General features: G+C 65.7%; 20 protein-coding genes. 15 read left to right on the forward strand and 5 right to left on the reverse strand.

Annotated elements, in window-relative coordinates:
- The first annotated feature begins 98 nt into the window (after positions 1-98).
- Complete coding sequence (locus AB7849_RS04290) at positions 99-614, forward strand: hypothetical protein (protein ID WP_037098430.1); 516 nt, start codon at positions 99-101, stop codon at positions 612-614.
- A gap of 315 nt (positions 615-929) precedes the next feature.
- Here the strand turns inward: AB7849_RS04290 and groL are convergent, their stop codons facing one another.
- Complete coding sequence (groL, locus tag AB7849_RS04295; protein WP_369500637.1) at positions 930-2,573, reverse strand: chaperonin GroEL; 1,644 nt, start codon at positions 2,571-2,573, stop codon at positions 930-932.
- A 103-nt stretch (positions 2,574-2,676) separates the two neighbouring features.
- On the reverse strand, positions 2,677-2,970 hold the full coding sequence (locus AB7849_RS04300) for a co-chaperone GroES (protein ID WP_008213337.1): 294 nt from the start codon (positions 2,968-2,970) through the stop codon (positions 2,677-2,679).
- A 375-nt stretch (positions 2,971-3,345) separates the two neighbouring features.
- On the opposite strand from AB7849_RS04300, the gene cutA reads away from it, so the two are divergent.
- The 10 genes from cutA (at position 3,346) to purH (ending at position 13,205) form a co-directional block, all read left to right on the forward strand.
- Positions 3,346-3,669, forward strand: a complete 324-nt coding sequence (gene cutA / locus AB7849_RS04305; RefSeq protein ID WP_008215584.1) for a divalent-cation tolerance protein CutA — start codon at positions 3,346-3,348, stop codon at positions 3,667-3,669.
- A gap of 190 nt (positions 3,670-3,859) precedes the next feature.
- Positions 3,860-6,094 (forward strand): protein-disulfide reductase DsbD family protein, encoded by a 2,235-nt coding sequence (locus AB7849_RS04310; protein WP_092701778.1) that lies wholly within the window; start codon positions 3,860-3,862, stop codon positions 6,092-6,094.
- Position 6,095: 1 nt separating this feature from the next.
- The gene (locus AB7849_RS04315; protein ID WP_092701217.1) at positions 6,096-6,638 is read left to right on the forward strand and encodes a TlpA family protein disulfide reductase; all 543 of its coding nucleotides are present in this window, start codon (positions 6,096-6,098) and stop codon (positions 6,636-6,638) included.
- A 149-nt stretch (positions 6,639-6,787) separates the two neighbouring features.
- The gene (gene aroQ / locus AB7849_RS04320; protein WP_008209816.1) at positions 6,788-7,231 is read left to right on the forward strand and encodes a type II 3-dehydroquinate dehydratase; all 444 of its coding nucleotides are present in this window, start codon (positions 6,788-6,790) and stop codon (positions 7,229-7,231) included.
- Positions 7,232-7,300: 69 nt separating this feature from the next.
- On the forward strand, positions 7,301-7,765 hold the full coding sequence (gene accB / locus AB7849_RS04325) for an acetyl-CoA carboxylase biotin carboxyl carrier protein (protein WP_092701220.1): 465 nt from the start codon (positions 7,301-7,303) through the stop codon (positions 7,763-7,765).
- Positions 7,766-7,767: 2 nt separating this feature from the next.
- Positions 7,768-9,150 carry an acetyl-CoA carboxylase biotin carboxylase subunit gene (gene accC / locus AB7849_RS04330; RefSeq protein ID WP_092701224.1) on the forward strand — a complete coding sequence of 461 codons (1,383 nt, stop codon included), beginning with the start codon at positions 7,768-7,770 and terminating at the stop codon, positions 9,148-9,150.
- A gap of 111 nt (positions 9,151-9,261) precedes the next feature.
- Positions 9,262-10,164 (forward strand): 50S ribosomal protein L11 methyltransferase, encoded by a 903-nt coding sequence (gene prmA / locus AB7849_RS04335; RefSeq protein WP_147628265.1) that lies wholly within the window; start codon positions 9,262-9,264, stop codon positions 10,162-10,164.
- 77 nt (positions 10,165-10,241) lie between these two features.
- Complete coding sequence (locus AB7849_RS04340) at positions 10,242-11,027, forward strand: zinc-ribbon and DUF3426 domain-containing protein (protein ID WP_369500638.1); 786 nt, start codon at positions 10,242-10,244, stop codon at positions 11,025-11,027.
- Between the two features lie 170 nt (positions 11,028-11,197).
- Entirely contained in the window at positions 11,198-11,491 is a 294-nt protein-coding gene (locus AB7849_RS04345) for a helix-turn-helix domain-containing protein (RefSeq protein WP_050984273.1), read from the forward strand.
- A gap of 88 nt (positions 11,492-11,579) precedes the next feature.
- Positions 11,580-13,205, forward strand: coding sequence for a bifunctional phosphoribosylaminoimidazolecarboxamide formyltransferase/IMP cyclohydrolase (gene purH, locus AB7849_RS04350; RefSeq protein WP_369500640.1), 1,626 nt, complete (start codon positions 11,580-11,582; stop codon positions 13,203-13,205).
- Between the two features lie 157 nt (positions 13,206-13,362).
- Here the strand turns inward: purH and AB7849_RS04355 are convergent, their stop codons facing one another.
- Positions 13,363-14,379, reverse strand: coding sequence for a bile acid:sodium symporter family protein (locus tag AB7849_RS04355; protein ID WP_008208296.1), 1,017 nt, complete (start codon positions 14,377-14,379; stop codon positions 13,363-13,365).
- Positions 14,380-14,472: 93 nt separating this feature from the next.
- On the opposite strand from AB7849_RS04355, the gene AB7849_RS04360 reads away from it, so the two are divergent.
- A complete protein-coding gene (locus tag AB7849_RS04360) occupies positions 14,473-15,375 on the forward strand; it encodes a LysR family transcriptional regulator (protein WP_008208294.1) in 903 nt (300 codons plus the stop codon).
- A gap of 76 nt (positions 15,376-15,451) precedes the next feature.
- Here AB7849_RS04360 and AB7849_RS04365 read toward each other — a convergent pair whose 3' ends face one another.
- Positions 15,452-15,967: a DUF2782 domain-containing protein gene (locus AB7849_RS04365; protein ID WP_245734828.1), complete on the reverse strand. Its 516-nt coding sequence runs from the start codon at positions 15,965-15,967 to the stop codon at positions 15,452-15,454.
- Positions 15,968-16,054: 87 nt separating this feature from the next.
- Here AB7849_RS04365 and polA point away from each other — a divergent pair, with 87 nt between their 5' ends.
- The 3 genes from polA to AB7849_RS04380 all read left to right on the forward strand — a co-directional run bounded on the left by polA (position 16,055) and on the right by AB7849_RS04380 (position 22,002).
- The gene (polA, locus tag AB7849_RS04370) at positions 16,055-18,832 is read left to right on the forward strand and encodes a DNA polymerase I (protein ID WP_369500641.1); all 2,778 of its coding nucleotides are present in this window, start codon (positions 16,055-16,057) and stop codon (positions 18,830-18,832) included.
- Positions 18,833-19,426: 594 nt separating this feature from the next.
- Positions 19,427-19,645 carry a hypothetical protein gene (locus tag AB7849_RS04375; protein WP_008217143.1) on the forward strand — a complete coding sequence of 73 codons (219 nt, stop codon included), beginning with the start codon at positions 19,427-19,429 and terminating at the stop codon, positions 19,643-19,645.
- A gap of 74 nt (positions 19,646-19,719) precedes the next feature.
- Complete coding sequence (locus tag AB7849_RS04380; protein WP_369500642.1) at positions 19,720-22,002, forward strand: ATP-dependent DNA helicase; 2,283 nt, start codon at positions 19,720-19,722, stop codon at positions 22,000-22,002.
- A gap of 905 nt (positions 22,003-22,907) precedes the next feature.
- On the opposite strand, the gene AB7849_RS04385 is transcribed toward AB7849_RS04380, so the two are convergent.
- Complete coding sequence (locus tag AB7849_RS04385) at positions 22,908-24,908, reverse strand: multicopper oxidase domain-containing protein (RefSeq protein ID WP_008217146.1); 2,001 nt, start codon at positions 24,906-24,908, stop codon at positions 22,908-22,910.
- Positions 24,909-25,020 lie beyond the last annotated feature (112 nt).

The raw sequence follows: 25,020 nt of genomic DNA on the forward strand, positions 1-25,020 counted from the left end.
TCCCCCCGGATTCAGGCACCAGCCAGAACCGCACGCCTAGCGTGATGACCACTGCGGCGCATGCCTGCCCGCAGTTCCATCATCGAGGAGTCCCACCCATGCGCAAGACCGTGATCGCCACCATCGTTGCCACCAGCTTCGCGCTTTCCATCCCCGCCTTTGCCCAGGTGGCCGTGGGTGGTGGCGGACGGCTTGGCGTTGGCGTACAAACCGGCGGACTGACGCACAGCGCCATGCAGACAGCCGGACACGCCGGCATGCAGGCGGACCAGACGTTGCAGCACACCGCCCACCGTGCCCGCCACGCCACGCATCGCGCCGAAAATGCCGCGCACTCCCGCAGCCATGCCCGGGTCGATACTCGCACCAACGCCTCGATCCACGCCGGTGCGGCAGGCGCGAATACCGATACCAGTGCAAGCATGGGTGCCGGACTCGACACCTCCGCGGCTGCCGGCAAAGCCGGCGCAGCCGGTCGCAGCGCAGCCGGCCAGGTCCGCGACACCACCCACCAAGCCCTGCAGTCCGGCGAGCATACGGCCGGCGCCATCGGCCATGCCGCAAAGGGTATCCATGCCGGCGGTTCGGCCAGCGCCCAGGTACACGGCCACTAAGCCCTAGGAGCGTGGGCGGCAGAAATCTTCCGGGCTGCAGAAGTGGCTGCGTGGTCCATATGCCCGTCGCTTCTTGGCCCATAGAACCACTATGGGCCGGCGAATCGTCGAAAATCTGTCCTCACGCAGCCACTTTTTCGCCTCGGAAGTTTCTACCGCCCACGCTCCCAGGCGTGAATGTCACGAGCCCCGCCGATCCGTCGGGCTCGACCAGAAACAAGCCACAAAAAACCCCGCCGAAGCGGGGTTTTTTGTGGTTTGCCCTTCGACGCCGCCGCCATGCGGCAACGTCTGGGGCGAACGGCTGGGGCCGGATCAGAAATCCATGCCGCCCATGCCACCCATGCCGCCGGGGGCGCCGCCGTGGCTGTGCTCTTCCTTCTTCGGCAGCTCGGCCACCATCGCTTCGGTGGTGATCGCCAGGCCGGCCACCGACGAGGCGTACTGCAGGGCCGAACGGGTGACCTTGGTCGGGTCCAGGATGCCGAACTCGATCATGTCGCCGAACTCGCCGGTCGCGGCGTTGTAGCCGTAGTTGCCCTTGCCTTCCTTGACCTGGTTGACGACCACGCTGGGTTCGCCACCGGCATTGAAGACGATCTCGCGCAGCGGCGCTTCGAGCGCGCGGCGGGTGATCGCGATGCCGAGGTTCTGGTCTTCGTTGTCGCCCTTCAGGCCTTCGACGGCCTTCAGCGCGCGGATCAGCGCCACGCCACCACCGGGGACCACGCCTTCTTCAACGGCCGCACGGGTTGCGTGCAGGGCGTCTTCGACGCGAGCCTTCTTTTCCTTCATCTCGACTTCGGTAGCCGCACCGACCTTGATGACCGCAACGCCGCCGGCCAGCTTGGCCACGCGTTCCTGCAGCTTCTCGCGGTCGTAGTCCGAGGAGGTCTCCTCGATCTGCGCCTTGACCTGGCCGATGCGCGCCTGGATCTTTTCCGCTTCGCCGGCACCGTCGATGATGGTGGTGTTTTCCTTGGTGATGACGACGCGCTTGGCACGGCCCAGATCGTTGATCGTGGCCTTCTCCAGCTGCAGGCCGACTTCCTCGGAAATCACCTGGCCGTTGGTCAGGATCGCGATGTCTTCCAGGATGGCCTTGCGACGATCACCGAAGCCCGGCGCCTTGACGGCGGCGACCTTGACGATACCGCGGATGGTGTTGACCACCAGCGTGGCCAGCGCCTCGCCTTCCACTTCCTCGGCGACGATCAGCAGCGGCTTGCCGGCCTTGGCGACGGCTTCCAGCACGGGCAGCAGCTCGCGCACGTTGGAAACCTTCTTGTCGTGGATCAGGATGAACGGGTCATCCAGCTCGACCTGCTGGCTCTGCTGGTTGTTGATGAAGTACGGCGACAGGTAGCCGCGGTCGAACTGCATGCCCTCGACGACGTCGAGTTCGTTGTCCAGGCCCGAGCCTTCCTCGACCGTGATCACGCCTTCCTTGCCGACCTTCTTCATCGCGGTGGCAATGATGTCGCCGATGTTGGTGTCGGAGTTGGCCGAGATCGTGCCGACCTGGGCGATCGCCTTGTCGTCGGCGGTGGGTTTGCTCAGGCTCTTCAGCTCGCCGACGGCGGCCACCACGGCCTTGTCGATGCCGCGCTTCAGATCCATCGGATTGATGCCGGCGGCCACGGCCTTCAGGCCTTCGCGGATGAACGCCTGCGCCAGCACGGTGGCGGTGGTGGTGCCGTCACCGGCGTTGTCGGAGGTCTTGGAGGCGGCTTCCTTGACGATCTGCGCGCCCATGTTCTCGTAGGCGTCGGCCAGCTCGATTTCCTTGGCGACGGAAACGCCGTCCTTGGTGATCGTCGGCGAGCCGAAGCTCTTCTGCAGCACCACGTTGCGACCCTTCGGGCCCAGCGTGACCTTGACGGCGTTGGCGAGCGTGTTCACGCCCTTGAGGATGCGCGAACGGGCGTCTTCGCCGAAGCGGACTTCTTTAGCGGCCATAAAATTTTTGCCTCAAAAATTTTGAAATTAAGGAAAGGGGGTTTGTCGTTTCGAGAGCGTCGCCGAAGCGAGCTTCCGGCAACGGGCGAGCGCGGTGACGCGCTCAGCCTTCGATCACGGCCACGATGTCGTCTTCCTTCAGGAACACGAGGTCTTCGCCGTCGATCTTGATTTCCTGGCCGGCGTACTTGCCGAACAGCACGGTGTCGCCTTCCTTCAGCGACATCGGACGGACCTTGCCGTCAGCCATGATCAGGCCGGTGCCGGCAGCCACGACCTTGCCACGGGTCGGCTTCTCGGTGGCGCTGTCCGGGATGACGATGCCGCCGGCGGAAATACGCTCTTCTTCCAGACGCTTGACGATGACGCGATCGTGCAGCGGACGCAGTTTGCTCATGACGACTCCAGCTAGGTTATGTGGATTGAGAAAGGGGCGACCCGGGTGCCGTTGTTAGCACTCCGGGCCAGTGAGTGCCAATTGTAATGACGCAGAACGCCCCTGCAAGAGGGTTAGGAGTGTGGGCGGCAGAAATCTTCCGGGCTGCAAAAGCGTCTGCGTGGTCCATATTTCCGTCGCTTCTTGGCCCATAGAACCACTATGGGCTGGCGAATCGTCGAAAATCTGTCCTCACGCAGCCACTTTTTCGCCTCGAAAGTTTCTACCGCCCACGCTCCTAGTACCGCGTCTCTGGCTCTGACATGGAGCGTTCAACCGACATTTCAAGGGGCGACACGCTACCCTCGGCAGCGTCCCTGCCGCCCCGACTTCGCGATGCCCGACCCCGTCCTGCTTTGCTATTGCACCTGCCCCGATGCCGCCAGCGCACAGGCCATCGCCGAGGCGCTGATCGGTGAGCGGCTGGCCGCCTGCGTCAACCGCCTGCCAGGCGTGGCATCCACCTACTGCTGGCAGGGCCAGGTGACCACGGACGCCGAGGAACTGCTGCTGATCAAGACCGTCGCCAGCCGCTTCGAGGCGCTGAAAACCCGTCTGCTGGCACTGCACCCCTACGAGTTGCCCGAATTGATCGCCGTACCGGTGGAACGCGGCCATGCCGCCTATCTGGACTGGATTCGTCACTCTGTCGGCGACTGAAGTCCCGGATCCAGGTAACCCAACGGTTCACACCGACGAATACTCTGATGGTCTGCCGGCAAGCGGAGGGCGTCAGGGCAGGGCCTTGCCGACTTCGGCCGGGCATCCTGCCGCATCCCCAAACCGCCCGCGACGGCTGGGCCATAATGCCGTGTCGCCCGCGCGCGACCCGATCGATGTTGGAGCTGCCATGCGTTTTTCCCTGCCCCGCCACTTGGCCGCCTGCCTGCTGGCCTTGTCCGTCCTACTACTCGCCGTGCCCGTGGCCCTGGCGCAGGACAACGGCATCCTGCCCGTCACCGAGGCCTACCAGCTCAAGGCCGACGCCAGCACGCCCGGCGTGCTGAAGCTGCACTGGACCATCGCGCCGGACTACTACCTGTATCGCGGCCGGATGAAGTTCACCGCCGGCGAGGGCGTGACGCTGGGCCAGGCGCAACTGCCGGCCGGCGAGAAGCACGTCGACCCGTACCTCGGCCCGGTGGAGACCTACCACCACGCAATCGATGCCAGCATTCCCTACACCGTGGCGCCCGGCACCACCCGATTGCGCCTGAGCGTGCAATTCCAGGGTTGCCACGAAGTGGAGCCGAAGATCTGCTACCCGCCGCATACCGAGCAGCTCGACCTGCCGCTGCCGGCAGCAACCACAGCCGATGCCGCCGCGCCGAGCGACCACCCCGGCAGCAACCCGCTCAGCAGTGCGCTACACCAGCTGGGCAGCGCCCCCACCAGTGGCATGGATGGCGCCGCGTTGCCGCCCGAACAGGCGTTCCGCTTCGCCGCGCTGGCGCAGGATGCCCATCACCTGCTGCTGCAGTGGACGATGCCGAAGGGCTACTACCTGTATCGCGACCAGACCACGCTGCGCCTGAAAGACGCCGACGGCCTGAGCCTTGGCACGCCCGAGTGGCCGACCGGCACCGCACACCAGGATGCGCACTACGGCCACGTCACCGTGTACTTCGGCCAGCTCGAATTGCCGGTGCCGATCAAGGGCGACCTCGCCGGCCGGCACCAGCTCACCGTGGAAGCCAGCTTCCAGGGCTGCCAGGACGGCGGTCTGTGCTATCCGCTGATGACGCGTGACGTGACGGTCGATCTGTCCAGCGGCGCAATCGCCTCCGGTGTCGCCGCGGCAACGCCCACACCACCCGCCGCGCATGCGGACACCGCATCGGCCGCGACCACCGCCACGCCACCGGCGACCGCACCGCTGCGCACCAGCCTGTTGGCCGCCCTGCTGCTGGCGCTCGGCGGCGGGCTGGTGCTGAACCTGATGCCATGCGTGTTGCCGGTGCTGTCGATCAAGGCGGTCAGCGTGCTGGAAAGCGGCGAAAGCCCGGCCCGTCGACGGCGCCAGGCACTGGCCTATACCGGCGGCGTACTGTGTTCGTTCGCGGTCGTCGGCATCGCCATCGTGGCCTTGCGCGCCAGCGGCCATGCGCTGGGCTGGGGTTCGCAATTGCAGCAGCCGCTGCTGGTCGGCGTGCTGGCTTGCGTGATTTTCGCGGTGGGACTGTCGATGTCCGGCGTCGTGCAGTTCGGCGCCTCGCTGGGCAATACGGGGGCCGCACTGGCCAATCGCGGTGGCGCGGCCGGCGACTTCTTCACCGGCGTGCTGGCGGTGGTGGTGGCCAGCCCCTGCACGGCACCATTCATGGGCGGCGCACTGGCGTACGCGTTTGCCGCCTCGAAACTCGCCGCGCTGCTGGTATTCCTGATGCTGGGCGTGGGCCTGGCACTGCCGTTCCTGCTGATCGGCTTCGTGCCCGCGCTGGCCCGCTGGTTGCCACGACCCGGTCGCTGGATGGAAACGCTGAAGCAGATTCTGGCGTTCCCGATGTATCTCACCGCCGTATGGCTGACCTGGGTGCTGGCGCATCAGCGTGGCGCCAATGCGGTGGGCCTGCTGCTGGTGGCGATGGTGCTGCTGGCGCTGACCTTGTGGTGGTTCGAGCGCAGCCGCGCACACGGCACGTTCGGTCGCGCGCTGGTGGTGCTGCCGGCCGTACTGGTCCTCGCGTCGCTGTACTACCTGGGACAGGTGCCTGCACCCACACAGGTCGCCCAGACCCAGACCGGCGTGGTGGCCTACAGCCCGCAGAAGCTGGCGGCCTTGCGTGCTGCCGGAACGCCGGTGCTGGTGGACATGACCGCCGACTGGTGCATCACCTGCCAGGCCAACGAACACGCCGTGCTGGATACCGCCTCGTTCCGCGACCTGCTCAAGCGCACCGGCACGGTCTACATGAAGGGGGACTGGACCAACGAGGACCCGGCGATCACCGCTTTCCTGCAGCATTACCACTCGCCCGGCGTGCCGTTGTACGTGATGTTCCCGAAGGGCGGCGGCGAAGGACGGCAACTGCCGACCGTGCTGACCTCGGCGCTAATGACCCGGACGCTGACGGCCACCGACTGAGATGTTCACCCGGCAGACCTGGCTGATTCTCGCCATCGCAATCCTGGCCGCCGCGGCCGGTGGCTGGCTGCAGCACCGCAGCCGGCTGGCGCATGTGCCGGCCGGCGTGCAGGTGGCGAACGTCGGCGATCTTCGCCCGGATCTGGCCCTGCCCGACCCGGACGGCCAAACGCATCGGCTCTCGGATTACAGCGGCCGCCGCGTCCTGCTGAACTTCTGGGCCACCTGGTGCGGACCCTGCCTGGACGAGATGCCCCTGCTGGACCAGGCACAGGCCGATTACGGTGCTGGCGGCGTGCGCATTGTCGGCATCGCGATGGACGACCCGGCCCACGTGCGCCGATTCCTCGCCGCGCATCCGCTGGATTACCCGGTTCTGATCGGCCAGTTGGACGCGCCCAGCACCTCGCTGCGGCTCGGTGACACGGCCGAAGTGCTGCCCTACAGCGTGCTGCTGGACGCCACCGGACGCGTGCTGGCCGTGCGCCGCGGCCCGCTGCAGCAGGCGCAACTGCACGCGTGGCTGGCCCCGGGCAAACCCTGAGGCGCCACCCCGCGACATACGTCACCGCACGGTTTAACGCGCACTTCTCCGCCAAACATCGCCGAACTGCGGCGAACTGGACAATATGAGTGAGTGCGCGCACACTGCGCGCGTTCCGACTTTCCCGGACGCTGTCGCAAGGTCGTCGTGTGGCGAAGATCCTGGTCCTGCACGGACCCAACCTCAATCTGCTGGGCGTGCGCGAGCCGGATATCTACGGCCATGGCACGCTGGCCGACATCAACGCGCAGCTGGCCGAACAGGCCCAGGCGGCCGGACACGAGCTGTTCTGGTTCCAGTCCAACGCCGAGCACGAGCTGACCGGCCGCATCCACCAGGCCCGCGACGAACGAGTGGCGATGATCCTGTGCAACGCCGGCGCATTCACCCATACCAGCGTGGCCCTGCGCGACGCCCTGGCCGGCGTGGCGATTCCGTTCATCGAGGTGCACTTGTCCAACGTGTTCGCCCGCGAGCCGTTCCGGCACCACTCGTATCTTTCCGACATTGCCGTCGGCGTGATCTGCGGCTTCGGCAGCGACAGCTACACGCTGGCGCTGGACGCCGCGCTGCGGCGGTTGTCGGCGGTCTGAGCCGCCCACCCCATTCATTATCCTGCCGCCGCGCGCGGCATCCACGAACTGTAAAAGAAGGCCGATCCGATGGATTTGCGCAAAATCAAGAAGCTGATTGATCTGCTCGAGGAATCCAACCTCGCCGAACTGGAAATCAAGGAAGGCGAGGAAGTGGTGCGCCTGTCGCGCGTGCCCAAGGGCAACGCGGTGATGGCCGCCCCGGCTCCCGTCGCCGTCGCGCCCGCCCCGATCGCCGTTGCAGCCCCGGTGGCCGCCGCGCCGGCCGATGCCGCCCCCGCCGCCGACGCATTGCCCGCGGGCCACGTGGTGAAGGCGCCGATGGTCGGCACGTTCTACGCCTCGTCGTCTCCGGGCGCCGCGCCGTTCGTCAAGGTCGGCCAGCAGGTCAAGGCCGGCGAGACGCTGGGCGTGATCGAGGCAATGAAGATGTTCAACCAGATCGAAGCCGACGTGGCCGGTACCGTGCAGGCCATCCTGGTCGAGAACGGCCAGCCGGTCGAATTCGACGAGCCCATGTTCGTGATCGCCTGACCATGCCCAAGCTCGAGAAAGTCCTCATCGCCAACCGCGGCGAAATCGCCCTGCGGGTGCTGCGCGCCTGCCACAGCCTGGGCATCAAGACCGTGGCGGTGCACTCCACCACGGACCGCAACCTGAAGCACGTGGGTCTGGCCGACGAGTCGATCTGCATCGGCCCGGGCCCGTCGGCGGACAGCTATCTCAACATCCCGCGCATCATTGCCGCGGCCGAGATCACCGACGCCAACGCGATTCATCCCGGCTACGGTTTCCTTTCCGAACGCGCCGACTTCGCCGAGCAGGTGGAAGAGTCCGGCTTCATCTTCATCGGCCCGACCGCCAAGGTGATTCGCCTGATGGGCGACAAGGTGGAAGCCATCCGCGCCATGAAGGCGGCCGGCGTGCCGTGCGTGCCAGGCTCCGGCGGCCCGCTCGACGACAATGTCGAAGCCAGCATGAAGATCGCCCGCGAAATCGGCTATCCGGTGATCATCAAGGCGTCCGGCGGCGGCGGCGGTCGCGGCATGCGCGTGGTGCGCACCGAGGCACACCTGGGCAACTCCATCGTGATGACCAAGCAGGAGGCCAAGGCGGCCTTCGGCAACGATCAGGTGTACATGGAGAAGTTCCTGGAAAATCCGCGCCACGTGGAAATCCAGGTGCTGGCCGACGGCCAGGGCAATGCCATCCACCTGGCCGAGCGCGATTGCTCGATGCAGCGCCGCCACCAGAAGGTGGTCGAGGAAGCGCCGGCACCGGGCATCACGCCGGAACTGCGCGCCGAGATCGGCAAGGTCTGCGTGGATGCGTGCATCCGCATCGGCTATCGCGGCGCCGGCACCTTCGAATTCCTGTTCGAGAACGGCCGCTTCTACTTCATCGAGATGAACACCCGCATCCAGGTGGAACATCCGGTGACCGAGTTCATCACCGGCGTGGATCTGGTGCGCGAACAGCTGCTGATCGCCGGCGGCGAAAAGCTGTCGATCCGCCAGGAAGACATCCACGTCACCGGCCACGCCATCGAATGCCGCATCAACGCCGAGGACCCGGACAGCTTCCTGCCCTGCCCCGGCACGGTGAAGCGCTTCGAGGCCCCCGGCGGCCCCGGCGTGCGCGTGGACACGCACCTGTACGACGGCTACCGCATCCCGCCGAACTACGACTCGATGATCGGCAAGCTGATCGTGCACGGCCCGGACCGCGCCACCGCCATCGCGCGCATGCGCCTGGCCCTGGCCGAGACGGTGATCGAAGGCGTGAAGTGCAACATCCCGTTGCAGCAGCGGATCATGGCCGACGTGGGTTTCCAGCAAGGTGGACAGAACATCCACTACCTGGAAAAGCGCATGGCCGAGCAGAAGGAACACAAGGTGGCCGGCGAAGCCAAGGAGTGAGTGAAGAGGAGTGAGTAGTGAGAGAAAGCGCTCACTCCGACCACTCGCCGCCACGCATTGCCTGCTCTCACTCCTCACTCCTCACTTCTCGATCCTCACTCCTCTCCCTCCATGCCCTTCCTCGAACTCACCCTCACCGTCCGCGTCGAACAGCAGCCCCGCACCGAGGAGGCGCTGGACGACCTCGGTGCCATGTCGATCACGCTGCGTGACGCCGACGCGGAAACGCCGGACGAACAGGCGATCTTCGAGCCTGGCGTGGGCGAGCTGCCGCTGTGGCCCACGCTCACGCTGAGCGCACTGTTCGATGCCGACAGCGATCGTCGCGGCCTGCTCGAAGCGCTCGGGGAACTGCTGCCCTGGCTGGAACCCGACCAGCTCGGCTTCCAGGAAGTGGCCGACGAGGATTGGGAACGTGCGTGGATGGACCAGTTCAAGCCGATGCCGTTCGGCCGCCGGCTGTGGATCTATCCGTGGAACATCGAGCCGCCGGAAGATGACGAGCTGGTGGTGATCCGCCTCGACCCCGGCCTCGCCTTCGGCAGCGGCACGCATCCCACCACCGCGCTGTGCCTGGAGTGGCTGGACGGGCTGGAACTGGCCGGCAAGTCGGTGATCGACTACGGCTGCGGCTCGGGCATCCTCGCCATCGCCGCGCTGAAGCTCGGTGCCGCGCAAGCGGTGGGCGTGGACAATGACCCGCAGGCACTCACCGCCTCGGCCGACAATGCCGAACGCAACGGCGTGGCCAGCCACTTCGCGCTGTTCCTGCCCGAGGACCACGTGGTGGAGCCGGCCGATATCTTCGTCGCGAACATCCTCGCCGGCCCGCTGGGCGAACTCGCGCCCACCTTCGCCGCCGCCGCCAAACCCGGTGCACCGTTTGCCATCTCCGGCATCCTCGCCGGCCAGCAGGATGAACTGCTGCAGCGCTACGCGTGCTGGTTCGACGAACTGCGCGTGGACACGCGCGAGGACTGGGTGCGCATCAGCGGTCGCCGCCGCATCCATTGATACCGTGCCGGCGCGCACCGGTTCGATGCGCCGCCAGCGCCTGCTAAGCTTGCGGCGATTCGACCGAAGCGGCCCGCATGTACACGCAATGCCCTGAATGCCTCTCCGTATTCTCGCTGGATGCGCGCACGCTCGCGCAGGCGCACGGCTACGTGATGTGCGGGCATTGCAGCGCCGGTTTCGACAGTCTCGCCACGCTCACCGAACAATTGCCGCCCGAACCGTTCCGCGAACTGCCGCCGAACGAGCCGGCGTTCGAGCCGCCGCATCTCGACCTGGTGGTGTACCGGCCGCGCTCGACGGAGCCCGAGCCCACGGCCACCCCGACGCCCGAACCCGAAGATTTCGCCGGACTGTCTTTCGCCCCCCGCTTTGCGCAACCACGCGAAGCGGGGCCGCGGCGCTGGCCATGGATTGCCGTCTGCGTCCTGCTGACACTGCTGCTCGCCGCCCAGCTTGGCTGGGCATGCCGTGACACGCTGATCGCGAATCCCGCCACGGGCAACCTGTTGCGCCAGACCTGCAGCGTGCTCCACTGCCGCCTGCCGCTGGTGCGCGACGTGCACAAGCTGCAACTGCTTGCGCGTGACGTGCAAACCCATCCGTCCGTGCCTGGCGCACTGTTGATCAGTGCCACCGTGCGCAACAACGCCGCCTTCGCCCAGCCCTGGCCGACGGTGGCGATCACCCTGCTCGACGTGAACGGCAAGCGACTGGCGATGCGCCGACTGCGGCCGTACGAATACCTCGGCGACCGTGCCGAGCAGCAGCAAGGCCTGGCGCCCGGCGCGACCACTGCCCTGGTGTTCGAGGTGGACGACCCGGGCCAGCGTGCGGTGACCTTTTCGCTGGATTTCGAGTAGGACGCTTCTGTTTTTTCCGAACGCCGCACTTAATTTTGTCGCCCCGCGCGGGTACACTCGGTAGCCCCGCGCGATCTTTCGGCGCGGGTTGCACATTCGCCGCAGCACGCGGCAAAGACATAAACTCAGGCGATGGCCCATGCAGCCGTCGCGTCAGCTCGTGAGGGGACATGCCCGTGAACGCCGTCAGACTGCCTGCCAACGGGGCGAACAGGGAAGCCTTGTCGCAGGGCCAGAGCGCGCTGGGCGAATGCGTCAGCCGCACCGTGCGCCGCTATCTCGCCGACATTGGCGATGCGGACTGCGGCGAAGGCCTGCACGCGCTGGTGATCCGCGAGGTCGAAGGCCCGCTGCTGCGCGAGGTGCTGGCGTTCCATGATGGCAACCAGAGCCGCGCCGCCGCCGCGCTCGGTATCAATCGCGCCACCTTGCGCAAGAAACTCACCTCGCTCGGCCTGCTCTGAGCCGCTTCACGTTTGGCCATCCAAACGCGCCGGCGGCGCCAGGCCAATCCGGCTATAATGTGCGGCTTTCCCCCTACGGAAACCCGCCATGCCCGCCCCCGCCGTCACCTCCATCCGCCGCGCACTGCTAAGTGTTTCCGACAAGACCGGCCTGATCGAACTGGGTCGCCGGCTTGAAGCGGCGGGCGTGACGCTGCTCTCCACTGGCGGCAGCGCGAAGGCCCTGCGCGAGGCCGGCATCGCGGTGACCGACGTCAGCGACGTCACCGGCTTTCCCGAAATCATGGACGGCCGCGTCAAGACGCTGCACCCGAAAGTACATGGCGGCCTGCTCGGCCGGCGCGGCACCGACGACGCGGTGATGGCCGAACTCGGTATCGCGCCGATCGACCTGCTGGTGCTGAACCTGTACCCGTTCGAGGCAACGGTGGCCAAGCCCGACTGCACGCTGGAAGACGCCATCGAGAACATCGACATCGGCGGTCCGGCGATGCTGCGCTCGGCGGCGAAAAACTGGAACGACGTCGGCGTGCTCACCTCGCCCGATCAATATGCCGAGGCGCTGGCCGAGATCGAGCAGCATGGCGGCCTGTCGCGCGCCACCCGCTTCAAGCTGGCGGTGACTGCATTCAACCGCGTGGCCAACTACGGCGGCGCGATCAGCGATTTCCTGTCAGGCCTCAAGCTCGACGATGCCCACGAAGCCATCACCGGCCACGACGCCTTCCCGGCGCAGGTCAACAGCCGCTTCGAGAAAGTGATGGACCTGCGCTACGGCGAGAACCCGCACCAGAGTGCCGCGTTCTACCGCGACCTGTACCCGGCGCCCGGCACGCTGGCCACCTTCGAGCAGCTGCAGGGCAAGGAGCTCTCCTTCAACAACATCGCCGACGCCGACGCGGCATGGGAGTGCGTGCGCAGCTTCCACAAGCCGGCCTGCGTGATCGTCAAGCACGCCAACCCGTGCGGCGTGGCGGTCAGTCTCGACGGCATCGGCAAGGCCTACGACCTGGCGTACCAGACCGACCCCACCTCGGCCTTCGGCGGCATCATCGCCTTCAACCGCGTGCTGGACGGCGCCACCGCCGCCGCCATCGTGGCGCGCCAGTTCGTGGAAGTGGTGCTGGCGCCGGGCTACGAGCCCGCCGCGCTGGAGGCGTTCAAGAAAAAGGGCAACGTGCGCGTGCTGGTGATCCCGCCGTCGCCCGGCGCTGACCTGGAGCACGGCGGCCTGGCCACCGCACATCCGGGCATGAACTCCAAGCGCGTGGGTTCGGGCCTGCTGTTGCAGAGCGCCGACACCGGCATGGCCACGGCGGCCGATCTCAAGGTGGTGACCAAGCTCGCCCCCACACCCACGCAGATCGATGACCTGATCTTCGCCTGGAAGGTGGCCAAGTACGTCAAGTCCAACGCCATCGTCTATGCGAAGAACCGTCAGACCATCGGCATCGGCGCCGGCCAGATGAGCCGCGTCTACAGTGCGAAGATCGCCGGCATCAAGGCCGCCGACGAGAAACTCGAAGTGCGCGGCTCGGTGATGGCCTCGGACGCTTTCTTCCCGTTCCGCGACGGCATCGACGCCGCCGCCGAAGCCGGCATCAGCGCCGTGATCCAGCCCGGTGGCTCGATGCGCGACGCCGAAACCATTGCCGCCGCCGACGAACACGGCATGGCCATGGTATTCACCGGGATGCGGCATTTCCGTCACTGAAAGTGGCGGAAATAAATCAAGCACTCCGTCACTGAAAGCGACGGAAATAAATCAGGCGCTCCGCCATTGCTCTTGGTAGGAGCGCACCCTGTGCGCGATGCTTTTCGGTCTTTGCCGAGGAAGCCATCGCGCACAAGGCGCGTCCTGCCATGTCGACTCAATCCGCCTGCGCGTCATCCAGCGACGCATCGTGCAACACACTCTCCGCAGCAGCAGCGTCGCGTCGCGCATACTGCCGTGCCAGCACCGCGCAAACCATCAGCTGGATCTGGTGAAACAGCATGATCGGCAGCACGATCATGCCCAGCGGATGCCCGGCGAACAGCACCTTGGCCATCGGGATACCGCTGGCCAAGCTCTTCTTCGAGCCGCAGAACACGATGGTGATCTCGTCCTGCTTGCCGAAGCCGAGCGCACGCGAACCGTAGCGGGTCAGCAGCAACGCCAGCGCCAGCAACACACCGCAGATCACCAGCAGGCCGCCGAGTACCGGCAGCGGCGTGTGCTTCCACAAGCCCTGCAACACCGATGCACTGAACGCGGTGTACACCACCAGCAGGATCGAGCCCTGATCCACCACGCCGACCAGCGCGCGATGCCGCTGCACCCAGCCACCGATCCAGCGCTGCGCCACCTGCCCGGCCACGAACGGCACCAGCATCTGCAGCACGATCTCGCCCACCGCATCCCACGACAACTCGCCACCACCGTGCGATTCCATCATCACGCCCACCAGCAGCGGGGTGATGAAGATGCCGAGCAGACTCGACGCCGATGCCGCGCACACCGCCGCCGACACGTTGCCACGCGCCATCGAGGTGAAGGCAATCGACGACTGCACGGTCGACGGCAACGCGCACAGAAACAGCACACCCAGATACAAACCCGGCGTCACCAGTGGCGACAGCAGCGGTCGCAGCAACAGGCCCATCAGCGGGAACAGCACGAAGGTGCTGGCCAGCACGGTGAGATGCAACCGCCAGTGGGTGATGCCCGCCAGCACCGAGGCGCGTGACAGCTTGGCACCATGCAGGAAGAACAACAGCGCGATGGCGACATCGCTCAGCACGCCGAACGCCTGCGCCGTCACGCCACGGCACGGCAACACGCTGGCCAGCAGCACGGTGCCCAGCAGCGCGCAGGTGAAACGGTCGGGCAGCAAGCGACGCAACATGGAGAAAGGGATCTGGCGGAATGGATGGCTATTGCAACGTCCGTCCATTGATAAATCAAATCGTTTTATCTGATCCACTGATACACTAATGGCATGAATATCAGCCTGCGCCAGTTGCGCGCCTTCCTGGCGGTGTCGCGCGAGCGGCACTTTCGCCGCGCGGCCGACCAGGTGCATCTGACCCAGCCGGCGGTGAGCCGGCACATCGCCGAACTGGAAGCGGAACTGGGCGTGCGCCTGTTCGATCGCAACACCCGCGAGGTGGTGCCGACCGAAGCCGGGCGCTACCTGTACCACGCGGTGGAACGGGTGCTGGACGAACTGGAGGGCGTGCTCGCCCACGTCCATTCCGAGGGCGAAAGCCGCCGCGGCACGGTGCGCGTGGCCGCCGGCCCCACGCCGTCGGCCGAACTGTTGCCGCAATGCATCGCCGAATGCGCGCGCGACTATCCCGAACTGAGCCTGCACCTGCGCGACCTGACCCAGACCCAGGTGCTCGACAGCGTGCGCGGCGGCGAAGTGGATTTCGGCGTGGCGATCGATCCGCCCGACAGCGGCGAGTTCGCCCGCGAAACGATCATGCATGACCCGTTCGTGCTGGTCTGTCGCCGCGACCACCCGCTGGCCCGGCTCGAACGCATCCCGTGGAAGAAATTGCAGGGCGAGCCGATGGTGCTGCTCGACTACTCCTCGGGCAGCCGCCGGTTGATCGATCAGATCCTCGACGACCGCCACATCAGCGTCGAGGTGACCCAGCAGACCAACCACACGCACACCGCCTTCCGCATGGTCGAGGCAGGATTGGGCAGCAGCATCACGCCCGGTCTGTCGCTGCCCGAATCCCCGCAGTTGGTGACGCGGCCGCTGACGCCGGTGGTGAAGCGCGCGATCACCCTGATCCACCGCCGCCAGCGCTCGTTGTCGCCGGTGGCCGAACTAGTCTGGAATCGCCTGCGTGAAGTGGCCACTGCGCGCGAGCGGCGTGCCCGGCGCTGATCAGCGCGAAACGGCAACCGACGCTGGACAGCCAACGAGCGGCGACCCGCCCTCCGGCATCACCTGACCCGGTGTCTCAGTTGCCGCCCGACGAGGAAGCTTCGGCCGGCTTGCTCTTGCCCCACTCCAGGATCTTGTACATCACCGGCTGCACCGGCGGCGCGCCGTTCTGCGCGTGGAAGCGGCCCTGCGGGTCGACCATGTAGGTCTGTGGCACACCATGCTTGGGCCGCACCACGACCATGTAGACGCGACCGTTCTGCTTGAATTCCTCGACGGTGTTGTCGCCCTGCTGGTGCACGCTGACATCCGGCGGAGCCTGGCTGGCGGCAGGCGTGGACGTGTCACCCGGCATCCGCGGCATCGGGATCGGCTTGCTCGGATACGTGCTCGGGGTCGGTTCGGCCGGAGTCTCGGCCGGCGCCGGCGCGGTGTGCGCAGGTACCGGCGCGACCGGCTGCACACCCGGATCGTTCATCCCCGGCGGCGGCGGCGCGGGGGTGAAATGCGGCTTGGCCGGAGCGGTCGACTGCGCGAAAGCCGGCAATGCGGCAAAGGCGGCAAGGGCGAACAGGCAGGTGACGGATTTCATGGCGGCATTCTCGGTGGGGAAACGGAGCATAACAGCGCCGGCGATGGCGCCCCGTGAACCGGCGGCAAGCGTGCGAGAATCGCCCCCATGGCAAAGCTCACCCTGATCGACGGTTCCTCATACCTTTATCGCGCCTTCCACGCGCTGCCTCCGCTCACCAACGCGCAAGGCGAGCCCACCGGCGCGCTGTTCGGTGTGGTCAACATGTTGCGCGCCACGCTGAAGGCCCGGCCCGACTACGTCGCCTTCGTCAGCGACGCCTCCGGCCCCACCTTCCGCAACGACATGTACGACCAGTACAAGGCGAACCGCCCTCCGATGCCCGACGACCTGCGCGCGCAGGTCGAGCCGATGCTGGCCATCGTCGGCGCACTCGGCTTCCCGATCCTGCGCGTCTCCGGCGTGGAAGCCGACGACGTGATCGGCACGCTGGCCGTGCAGGCGCATGCGCAAGGCATCGAGGTGGAGATTTCCACCGGCGACAAGGACATGGCCCAACTGGTACGCCCGGGCATCACCCTGGTCAACACCATGACCAGCACCACCATGGACGACGCCGGCGTGGAAGCGAAGTTCGGCGTGCCACCGAACCGCATCATCGACTTCCTCACGCTTACCGGTGACAGCATCGACAACGTGCCCGGCGTGCACAAATGCGGTCCCAAGACCGCCGCCAAGTGGCTGGCCGAATACGACTCGCTGGACGGGGTGATCGCGCACGCCGACAAGATCGGCGGCAAGATCGGCGAATACCTGCGCGAGGCGTTGCCGAACCTGCCGCTGTCGCGCGAGCTGGTAACGATCAAGACCGACGTGCCACTGGACGCCGGCCCCACCGAACTGGCCCTGCGCGAAGCCGACACCGCGGCACTGCGCGAGCTGTACACGCGCTACGACTTCAAGGCGGCGCTGAAGGAGCTGGACAGCACATCGGCGCCCTTGCCCCCCTCTCCCCTCGGGAGAGGGGCCGGGGGAGAGGGTCCGTGCGAAGCGCAAGGCCCGGCCGAACCCTCACCCCAACCCCTCTCCCGAGGGGAGAGGGGCTCCGAGCTCTCAGCCCCGGGCGAATACGAGCTGGTCACCACCCAGGCGCAACTCGATGCGTGGCTGGAAAAACTGCGCGGCGCCGAGCTGATCGCCTTCGACACCGAGACCACCGGCCTCGACCCGATGCTCGCCGATATCGTCGGCCTCAGTCTCGCGGTGGAACCGGGCAAGGCCTGCTACATCCCGCTGGCGCACGACTATCCCGGCGTGCCGGCGCAACTGGGTCGCGATGCAGTGCTGGCTGCGCTGAAGCCGATCCTTGAGGATGCCGCCCGTCCCAAGCTCGGCCAGCACGCCAAGTACGACATGAACATCCTGTCGAACTACGGCATTGCCGTGCAGGGACTCAGGCACGATTCGATGCTGGAATCCTACGTGTGGAACGCCACTGCCACGCGCCACGACATGGATTCGCTGGCGCAGAAATACCTCGGCTACCAGACCATCAAGTACGAAGAAGTGGCTGGCAAGGGCGCCAAACAGATTCCGTTCTCGCACGTGGACCTGAATACCGCCTGCCGCTACGCCGCCGAAGACGCCGACATCACCCTGCGCCTGCACCATGCGCTGTGGCCGAAGCTGGAAAGCGAACCGACACTGCGTGGTGTGTACGAGGACATCGAGATCCCGCTGGTGCCGGTGCTCGCCGGCATGGAACAGCGTGGCGTGCTGATCGACGTCAACGAACTGCGCAAGCAGAGCCAGCAACTGGGCAAGCGCATGCTGGAATTGCAGCAGCAGGCCTACGACGTCGCCGGCCGCGAATTCAATCTGGATTCGCCCAAGCAGTTGCAGGCAATCCTGTTCGACGAACTGGGCCTGCCGGCCAAGGTGAAGACGCCCAAGGGCCAGCCATCCACCAACGAGGAAGCGCTGGAAGCGATCGCCGACGCGCACGCGCTGCCACGGCTGATCCTCGACTACCGCGGCTTGGCCAAGCTGCGTTCCACCTACACCGACAAGCTGGCCGGCATCGTCAATCCGCGCACCGGCCGCGTGCACACCAGTTACCACCAGGGATCGGTGGCCACCGGACGCATCTCCTCGTCCGATCCCAACCTGCAGAACATCCCCATACGTACCGAGGAAGGCCGCCGCATCCGCCAGGCTTTCGTGGCACCGGAGGGTTGGCGCGTGCTGGCCGCCGACTACTCGCAGATCGAGCTGCGCATCATGGCCCATCTGTCCGGCGACGAAGGTCTGCTCAAGGCCTTCCACGAAGGCGGCGACGTGCACCGCGCCACCGCCGCCGAGGTGTTCGGCGTGCAGCCCGAGGAGGTCAGCGCCAACCAGCGCCGCGCCGCCAAGGCGATCAACTTCGGCCTGATGTACGGCATGAGCGCGTTCGGGCTGGCCCGCCAGCTCGGCGTCGACCGCGGCGAAGCCAGCGACTACATGGCACGCTACTTCGCCCGCTACCCCGGCGTGCACGCCTTCATGGAAGCCACCCGCGAGCAGGCGCACCGCGACGGCTACGTGGAAACCCTGTTCGGTCGCCGGCTGTACCTGGAGAACCTCACCTCGCGCAACCAGGGCCTGCGCCAGGGCGCCGAGCGCGCCGCCGTGAACGCGCCCATGCAAGGCACCGCCGCCGACATCATCAAGCGCGCCATGATCGCCGTGGCCGCTTGGCTGGCCGACCGCGACGACGCGCACATGCTCATGCAAGTGCACGATGAACTGGTTTTTGAAGTGCGCGCCGACGCGGTGGAAACCGTGCAGGCCGCTGTCACCGAACTGATGTGCGGCGCGGCGAAGCTGGACGTACCGTTGCTGGTCGGCGTGGGCGTGGGCGCGAACTGGGACGAGGCGCACTGAGCACGGCGGATCGCGCAAAGAGCTACCCCCTCCCAGCCTCCCCCTGCTCGCAGGGGGAGGAGCAAAGCTCGCAGAACCCAGCCTGCTTTGCCTCCCTCCCCTGCTTGCAGGGGAGGGCCGGGGAGGGGTGCTCTTCCAGCCCGATTTGTTAGCTTTTCGTGACCATGAATCGCCACGATTTTTTTTGCATCCCGCATGCAACTTTTCCGAAAAACCGCGTTCCAATCCTTCGGATGCACGCAACGGCACCCACCGGCACTCACCTCCCTGAGTTGCCACCCGGAAACGAACCTCTCCCCTGGGCTTCGTTTCCCCGGCCCCGAGGACTCCCCCTAAGTCCTCGGGGCCTTTTTATGCGCCCGACCCCGCAATGCACTCACACCGCCACCCGACTGGCATCGAAACCCACCCGCGCCCCGTGCCCTGAGCGTAGGCCCGCAGGGCTGAAGTCGAAGAGGCTCCTCTTCCTCGCGCCTCAGCGTCGTCGCCATCCGCGGCCGAGCACAGTCACTTATCGGATATCCCCACGCTGACTCCACGTACACATGTACAGCCGGCATACTCGAGCGCACATACAACAGGAGGAGGCAATCCATGCGCGTTGGACTGATCATCGTGGGCATCATCTTGCTGGTCGCCGGGCTATGGGTGGTACTGGGTCATGGCAGCTACGAGCAGACCGACACCCTGGTTAAGGTGGGCTCGGCCAAACTCACTGCCACGCACGACAAGCTCGTGCCGCAATGGGTCGGCATTGCCGGCATCGTGGTGGGCGCCGGCCTGGCCATCGCGGGCTTTGTCAGGAAGAACTGATCCGCAGACCGGATCGACCCGAAAACCGCCGCTTTCGCGGCGGTTTTCGCATCCGCCCCGCTACAATGGGTGCAATGGATGTCTCGCACCTGATCGACACGCTCAACGACGCGCAGCGCGAAGCCGTTTGCGCCCCGCCCGGCCACTATCTCGTCCTCGCTGGCGCCGGTTCCGGCAAGACCAGCGTGCTCACCCGCCGGATCGGCTGGCTCACCCAGGTGGAACACGCGCCACCGTGGGCGATCCTCGCCGTCACCTTCACCAACAAGGCTGCCGGCGAAATGCGCGCGCGGCTGGAATCGCTGATCCCCGGCCAGACCCAGGGCATCACCGTGGGCACCTTCCACGGCATCGCGCACCGCCTGTTGCGTCGTCACTGGCAGGAAGCCGGACTGCCGGAAGGCTTCCAGATCCTCGACGCCGACGACCAGCAGCGGCTGGTGAAACGCGTGGTCACCGGACTGGGGCTGGACGAGGCCCGCTTCCCGCCGCGCCAGGCCACCTGGACCATCAACGGCTGGAAGGACGAAGGCAAGCGCCCGGGCGATATCGAACACCACGATCATCCGGTCACCCGCACCCTGGTGCAGGTCTACCAGGCCTACGAAGACGCCTGCCGCCGTGCCGGTCTGGTCGACTTCGCCGAATTGCTGCTGCGCGCGCACGAACTGTGGCTGAAACACCCGGCCGTGCTGGAGCATTACCAGCAGCGCTGGCGTCATCTCCTGATCGACGAATTCCAGGATACCAACGCGCTGCAGTACGCGTGGATTCGCGTGCTCGCCGGCGCCACCAACAAAGTCTTCGCCGTCGGCGACGATGACCAGTCGATCTACGGCTGGCGCGGCGCCAAGGTGGAAAACATGCAGCAGTTCCTGCGCGATTTTCCCGGTGCGCGCACGATCAAACTGGAACAGAACTACCGCTCCACCGCCACCATCCTGAAAGCCGCCAACAGCGTGATTGCACGCAACGGCGGCCGCCTTGGCAAGGAACTGTGGACCGCCGGCGACGACGGCGAGCGCATCGCGCTGTACGCCGCCTACAACGAACAGGACGAAGCACGATTCGTGATCGAGCGCATCCGCGAATACGTCGCCGAATACGGCGACGCGAAGGATTGCGCCATCCTCTACCGCTCCAACGCGCAATCGCGCAATTTCGAGGAACAGCTCACCCAGCACGCGATCAAGTACCGCGTCTACGGCGGCCAGCGCTTCTTCGAGCGCGCCGAGATCAAGGACGCACTGGCCTACCTGCGACTGACCTCCAACCGCCACGACGATGCCGCCTTCGAGCGCGCGGTGAACACCCCGCCGCGCGGCATCGGCGACCGCACGCTGGACGTGCTGCGCCGTCGCGCGCGCACTGACAACACCTCGATGTGGGAAGCCGCGCTCGGCGAACTGGCCGGCAGCGAGCTGGCCGGTCGCGCGAAGAATGCGGTGAAAGCCTTCCTCGCCCTGATCGACCAGATGGCCCACGATTTTTCTCCCTCTCCCCCGCGGGGAGAGGGTCGGGGTGAGGGGCCGGGCTTGCCGGAAACTTCCGCTCCGGACAACCCCTCACCCAACCCTCTCCCCGCAGGGGAGAGGGCTTCAACGCTACCCCTCGCCGAACAGATCGAACACGCCATCACCCACACCGGCCTGCGCGATCACTACGAAAAGGACAGCCGCGGCAATGGCGAGGCCCGCGTGGAAAATCTCGACGAACTGGTCAACGTGGCCAGCCGTTTCGAGCTCACCCAAGACGATATCGACGCCGGTCTCAGCGAGCTCTCCGCCTTCCTCTCGCACGCCGCGCTGGAAGCCGGCGAAGGCCAGGGCGAAGCGTGGGACGACTGCGTGCAGCTGATGACGCTGCACTCGGCCAAGGGCCTGGAATTCCCGCTGGTGTTCCTGGTCGGCATGGAAGAAGGCCTGTTCCCCAGCCAGCGCTCGGTCGATGACGAAGGTCGGCTGGAAGAAGAGCGCCGGCTTGCCTACGTCGGCATCACCCGCGCCCGCGAGCGACTCGTCGTCACCCATGCCGAATCGCGTCGCATGCACGGCACCGAAATGCTGGCGCGCCCCTCGCGCTTCCTCGGCGAGATTCCGCCCGAACTGATCGACGAAGTACGCCCGCGCGTGCACGTCACCCGCCCGATGTACGCCGGCCGCCCCGGCGGCGCTGCCACCTCGTGGCAGGAAGAACCACCGGTGAAACTCGGCCAGCGCGTCAGTCACCCCAGCTTCGGCGAAGGCATCGTGATCGCCGCCGAAGGCAGCGGCCCGCACACGCGTTTGCAGATCAATTTCGAGGATGCCGGCAGCAAGTGGCTGGTGGCGGCCTATGCGAACCTGACATCGTTGTAGGCCGCGCCTATTCAACGTCAACAATCGGCCAGAAGTGTCGGTCGCCGCACCTATCCAGTGGGCAGGTAGTGCCCGGCCATGGCATGCTCTGTTGGCTCTGACTGAACAGAGCGGAAGCCTGATGACGATGCCATCTTGGATGGTGACTACACAACGTATGATGGGCCGGGCAGGACCGGGCAAAGTCAAGAATTACGCTTTGGCATCACCTTCGGGGCACGCACCGCGAGATATGTTAACCGGCCCTACAGGTTCGCATATTCAATAGTCGGATTTTGAAAGCCGCGCTGCACAAGGAAAGCCAATGGCAGGACACGTTCACGAATGGTTCGACGACTTCAGGATCTTCATAGGTTCATGGTCGTGGAAATCAATAATGATGTGGGCTGTTACCTTGGCAGCCGCCGCCGCCCTCATAGTCCGCACAGTCAAACAGCCCACATCGCCGCCGTCATCGCCGCGGCCAGCAGTTGTTGTGTCCTATCACTTTACGCCGATGAGTGGGGGCTGCGGCATCGGCGGCGTAGAAGCTTGGGTCCGCTTGAATAACGGTCAGATTGTCAGCGCGGCAACATACCAGTACGGGTACGATATGGTTTACGATGGCGCGCTTGTTACGGTGCAAAAGTTCCGGGTGCTCTGCGGGCCGGCACCCTACACGATCTTGCATGGCGGTCCACCGGACGCCTCAAACCAGCGAACGAGCTACGCGCGCCGCTGATTGCACCTGCCCATACGATCGCGGCGCCATGTGCTCATCGCGCTCACTGATCGCGATCGGCATGTCACACAAAGGCGACCGATATCACGCTGGTTGCGTCTCACACCCAAGGAGTGGACCGGGCTTTATATCCCGACCCACGCAAGCAGGCCAGCAGCGACAACACCGCTGGCCTACCACTGTCTCATTTCGCCCGCAGAGCCTTCACTTCATCGGCGGTGATCTGCTTGCCCTGGTTTCCCCAGGAGGTGCGTTCGTGATTGATGATGTCGGCGATCTGGGCGTCGTTCAATGAATCCTTGAACGGTGGCATCGGGGTAGCGTAGGTCACGCCGCCGATGTTTTCGCCATGCAGGCCGTTCAGTACCACTTCGATGTGTTTCGCGGGGTTGGCATCCAGCACGGCGGCATTGCCCTTGAGTGGCGGGAATGCACCGGGTAGGCCCTGCCCGGTGGGCTGATGGCATGCGGCACAGTTGGCGCCGTACAGGGCCGCGCCCTTGGTCGCATCGAAGTGGTACGGACCCAGCGCGACTGATTCCGCAGCCATGTCTTTCGCCGGCGCGGCGGGTGTTGGTTCCGGCGCAACTGCTTCCGGTTCCGGTGGCGGCGCGCCATCGGTGCCACGGACTTCGAGCACGCCGATCGCACCGAGCGACGCGTGCGCCATATCGTGATCGACGAAGGGATACTTGCCCGGCTCCGGGATCACCAGGTCGAAGATCGCACCGGCACCCGGACCCACCGAGTAGGTGGACACGCCGCTTTGCGCGTGCGCGGTATCCGCATCGGTATAGACCTTGTCAAAGATGGCGCCGATGACATGAAACGAGCTCCACAGATCCGGGCCGGCGTCGACCACGTAGAGGCGAACGCGCTTGCCTGCCTCGGCGATCAGCGGATGGTCGCGGTACTGGAAGGCCGAGCCATTGAACACCACTTCATCCGGCCGCTCTTCGGACATACGTTCGAAGTTGGGCCCCATCAGGTGACCTGACACCTGCTGGGTATACCACTCGCTTTGCACCAGCACGTAACTGTCGGCAGCCGGCGGCAACGGCGTGGCCGGATCCACCACAATCACGCCGTACATGCCGTTGGCGATGTGCAGCAACACCGGCGGCGTGCCGCAGTGATAGAGGAAAGCACCGGGCACGTTCGCCACGAAGGAAAACTTGATCGACTTGCCGGGCTGGACCTCGATGTAATGCAGGCTGGGCGGGGTGATCGCGGCATGGAAATCGATGGAGTGCTGCATCGTGCCGTGATTGGTGAAAGTCACGTTGACCGTCTGGCCCTGCCGTACGTGGATGATCGGACCAGGCACCGTGCCGCCAAATGTCCACGCCTGGTAATTGACGCCATTGGCGATGGATACCGTGTGGTCCGACGCCTCAAGATGCACGTCGACGCTGTCGCCGGTGCCAATCAGTGGCGGCAGGCGCGCATCGCGCGGCTTTGCATCCGGCGTGCTGGAAGCCAGCGATAGCGGCGATACGGCAGCCGCCGCCGATACCGGCGAAGCGGCCTTGACGTGCAAGGTGCTGTGCAGGCCGCCGATCAGGAAAATCACCAACACCAGCACAGCCAGCATGGCGGGAATCTGCACGCCCCACGGCAGGCGCTCGGGTTCGCGCTCGATCACCTTGTGACGACCCCATTCTGCAAACCGGCACCAGCCCGGCCAGCGCTTCTCGATGAAGTAGTCCACGCTGTAAGGGTTGTGACCACCGCGACTGTCGATACCGATCAGGGCCACGAAGATCAGCACGTAACTGATCGCGGTTCCCATGTTGGTGGCGCCTACTGTGTAGGGACCACCAAAACCTTCGGCGGTACTCCACACCAGCAGGCTGAAAAGCACACCGACCACGTACAGGGTCTTGCGCGCAAAGCCGGTGAGCAGAGCCAATGCAATTACGCTTTCGACGATCCGCGTGAGCCAGGTGAACAACACCGCGTGCGGTGTTACCAGACCGATCCATAGCTGGAACCAGCCTGCCAGCCAACCGGGCTGTCCCTGCGCCGCATTGTGCAGGTAGCCGACGTAGTGAACCGCGAAATCAGGCGACCATGTCAGCGCGGCGCCTACCGCCCAGATGACACCGAAGGCGACCCGCAATGCGGCAGTGGCGATAGCCGGCCAAGCATTGGGGGTGATGCTGTGATGCTGAACCTGCGACATGCGGTGCTCTCCTTTATTCGATCCAGAACAAAACGAGCTATCAGCGGCTATGTAGATCTGAATTCCCCAACCAGGCTGCGGCATGACATCGCAGTCATGGCCATGGATCTAC

Source organism: Rhodanobacter sp. FW021-MT20 (genome assembly GCF_041107475.1).
Lineage (GTDB): Bacteria > Pseudomonadota > Gammaproteobacteria > Xanthomonadales > Rhodanobacteraceae > Rhodanobacter_A > Rhodanobacter_A glycinis.

Coding starts and splice junctions, on each gene's coding strand:
- purH (WP_369500640.1), top strand. CDS start 11,580: ATGCCCGCCCCCGCCGTCACCTCCATCCGCCGCGCACTGCTAAGTGTT.
- AB7849_RS04310 (WP_092701778.1), top strand. CDS start 3,860: ATGCGTTTTTCCCTGCCCCGCCACTTGGCCGCCTGCCTGCTGGCCTTG.
- groL (WP_369500637.1), bottom strand. CDS start 2,573: ATGGCCGCTAAAGAAGTCCGCTTCGGCGAAGACGCCCGTTCGCGCATC.
- AB7849_RS04340 (WP_369500638.1), top strand. CDS start 10,242: ATGTACACGCAATGCCCTGAATGCCTCTCCGTATTCTCGCTGGATGCG.
- AB7849_RS04315 (WP_092701217.1), top strand. CDS start 6,096: ATGTTCACCCGGCAGACCTGGCTGATTCTCGCCATCGCAATCCTGGCC.
- AB7849_RS04380 (WP_369500642.1), top strand. CDS start 19,720: ATGGATGTCTCGCACCTGATCGACACGCTCAACGACGCGCAGCGCGAA.
- prmA (WP_147628265.1), top strand. CDS start 9,262: ATGCCCTTCCTCGAACTCACCCTCACCGTCCGCGTCGAACAGCAGCCC.
- AB7849_RS04385 (WP_008217146.1), bottom strand. CDS start 24,908: ATGTCGCAGGTTCAGCATCACAGCATCACCCCCAATGCTTGGCCGGCT.
- AB7849_RS04345 (WP_050984273.1), top strand. CDS start 11,198: ATGCCCGTGAACGCCGTCAGACTGCCTGCCAACGGGGCGAACAGGGAA.
- AB7849_RS04290 (WP_037098430.1), top strand. CDS start 99: ATGCGCAAGACCGTGATCGCCACCATCGTTGCCACCAGCTTCGCGCTT.
- AB7849_RS04365 (WP_245734828.1), bottom strand. CDS start 15,967: ATGAAATCCGTCACCTGCCTGTTCGCCCTTGCCGCCTTTGCCGCATTG.
- cutA (WP_008215584.1), top strand. CDS start 3,346: ATGCCCGACCCCGTCCTGCTTTGCTATTGCACCTGCCCCGATGCCGCC.
- AB7849_RS04300 (WP_008213337.1), bottom strand. CDS start 2,970: ATGAGCAAACTGCGTCCGCTGCACGATCGCGTCATCGTCAAGCGTCTG.
- accC (WP_092701224.1), top strand. CDS start 7,768: ATGCCCAAGCTCGAGAAAGTCCTCATCGCCAACCGCGGCGAAATCGCC.
- AB7849_RS04375 (WP_008217143.1), top strand. CDS start 19,427: ATGCGCGTTGGACTGATCATCGTGGGCATCATCTTGCTGGTCGCCGGG.
- AB7849_RS04355 (WP_008208296.1), bottom strand. CDS start 14,379: ATGTTGCGTCGCTTGCTGCCCGACCGTTTCACCTGCGCGCTGCTGGGC.
- accB (WP_092701220.1), top strand. CDS start 7,301: ATGGATTTGCGCAAAATCAAGAAGCTGATTGATCTGCTCGAGGAATCC.
- polA (WP_369500641.1), top strand. CDS start 16,055: ATGGCAAAGCTCACCCTGATCGACGGTTCCTCATACCTTTATCGCGCC.
- AB7849_RS04360 (WP_008208294.1), top strand. CDS start 14,473: ATGAATATCAGCCTGCGCCAGTTGCGCGCCTTCCTGGCGGTGTCGCGC.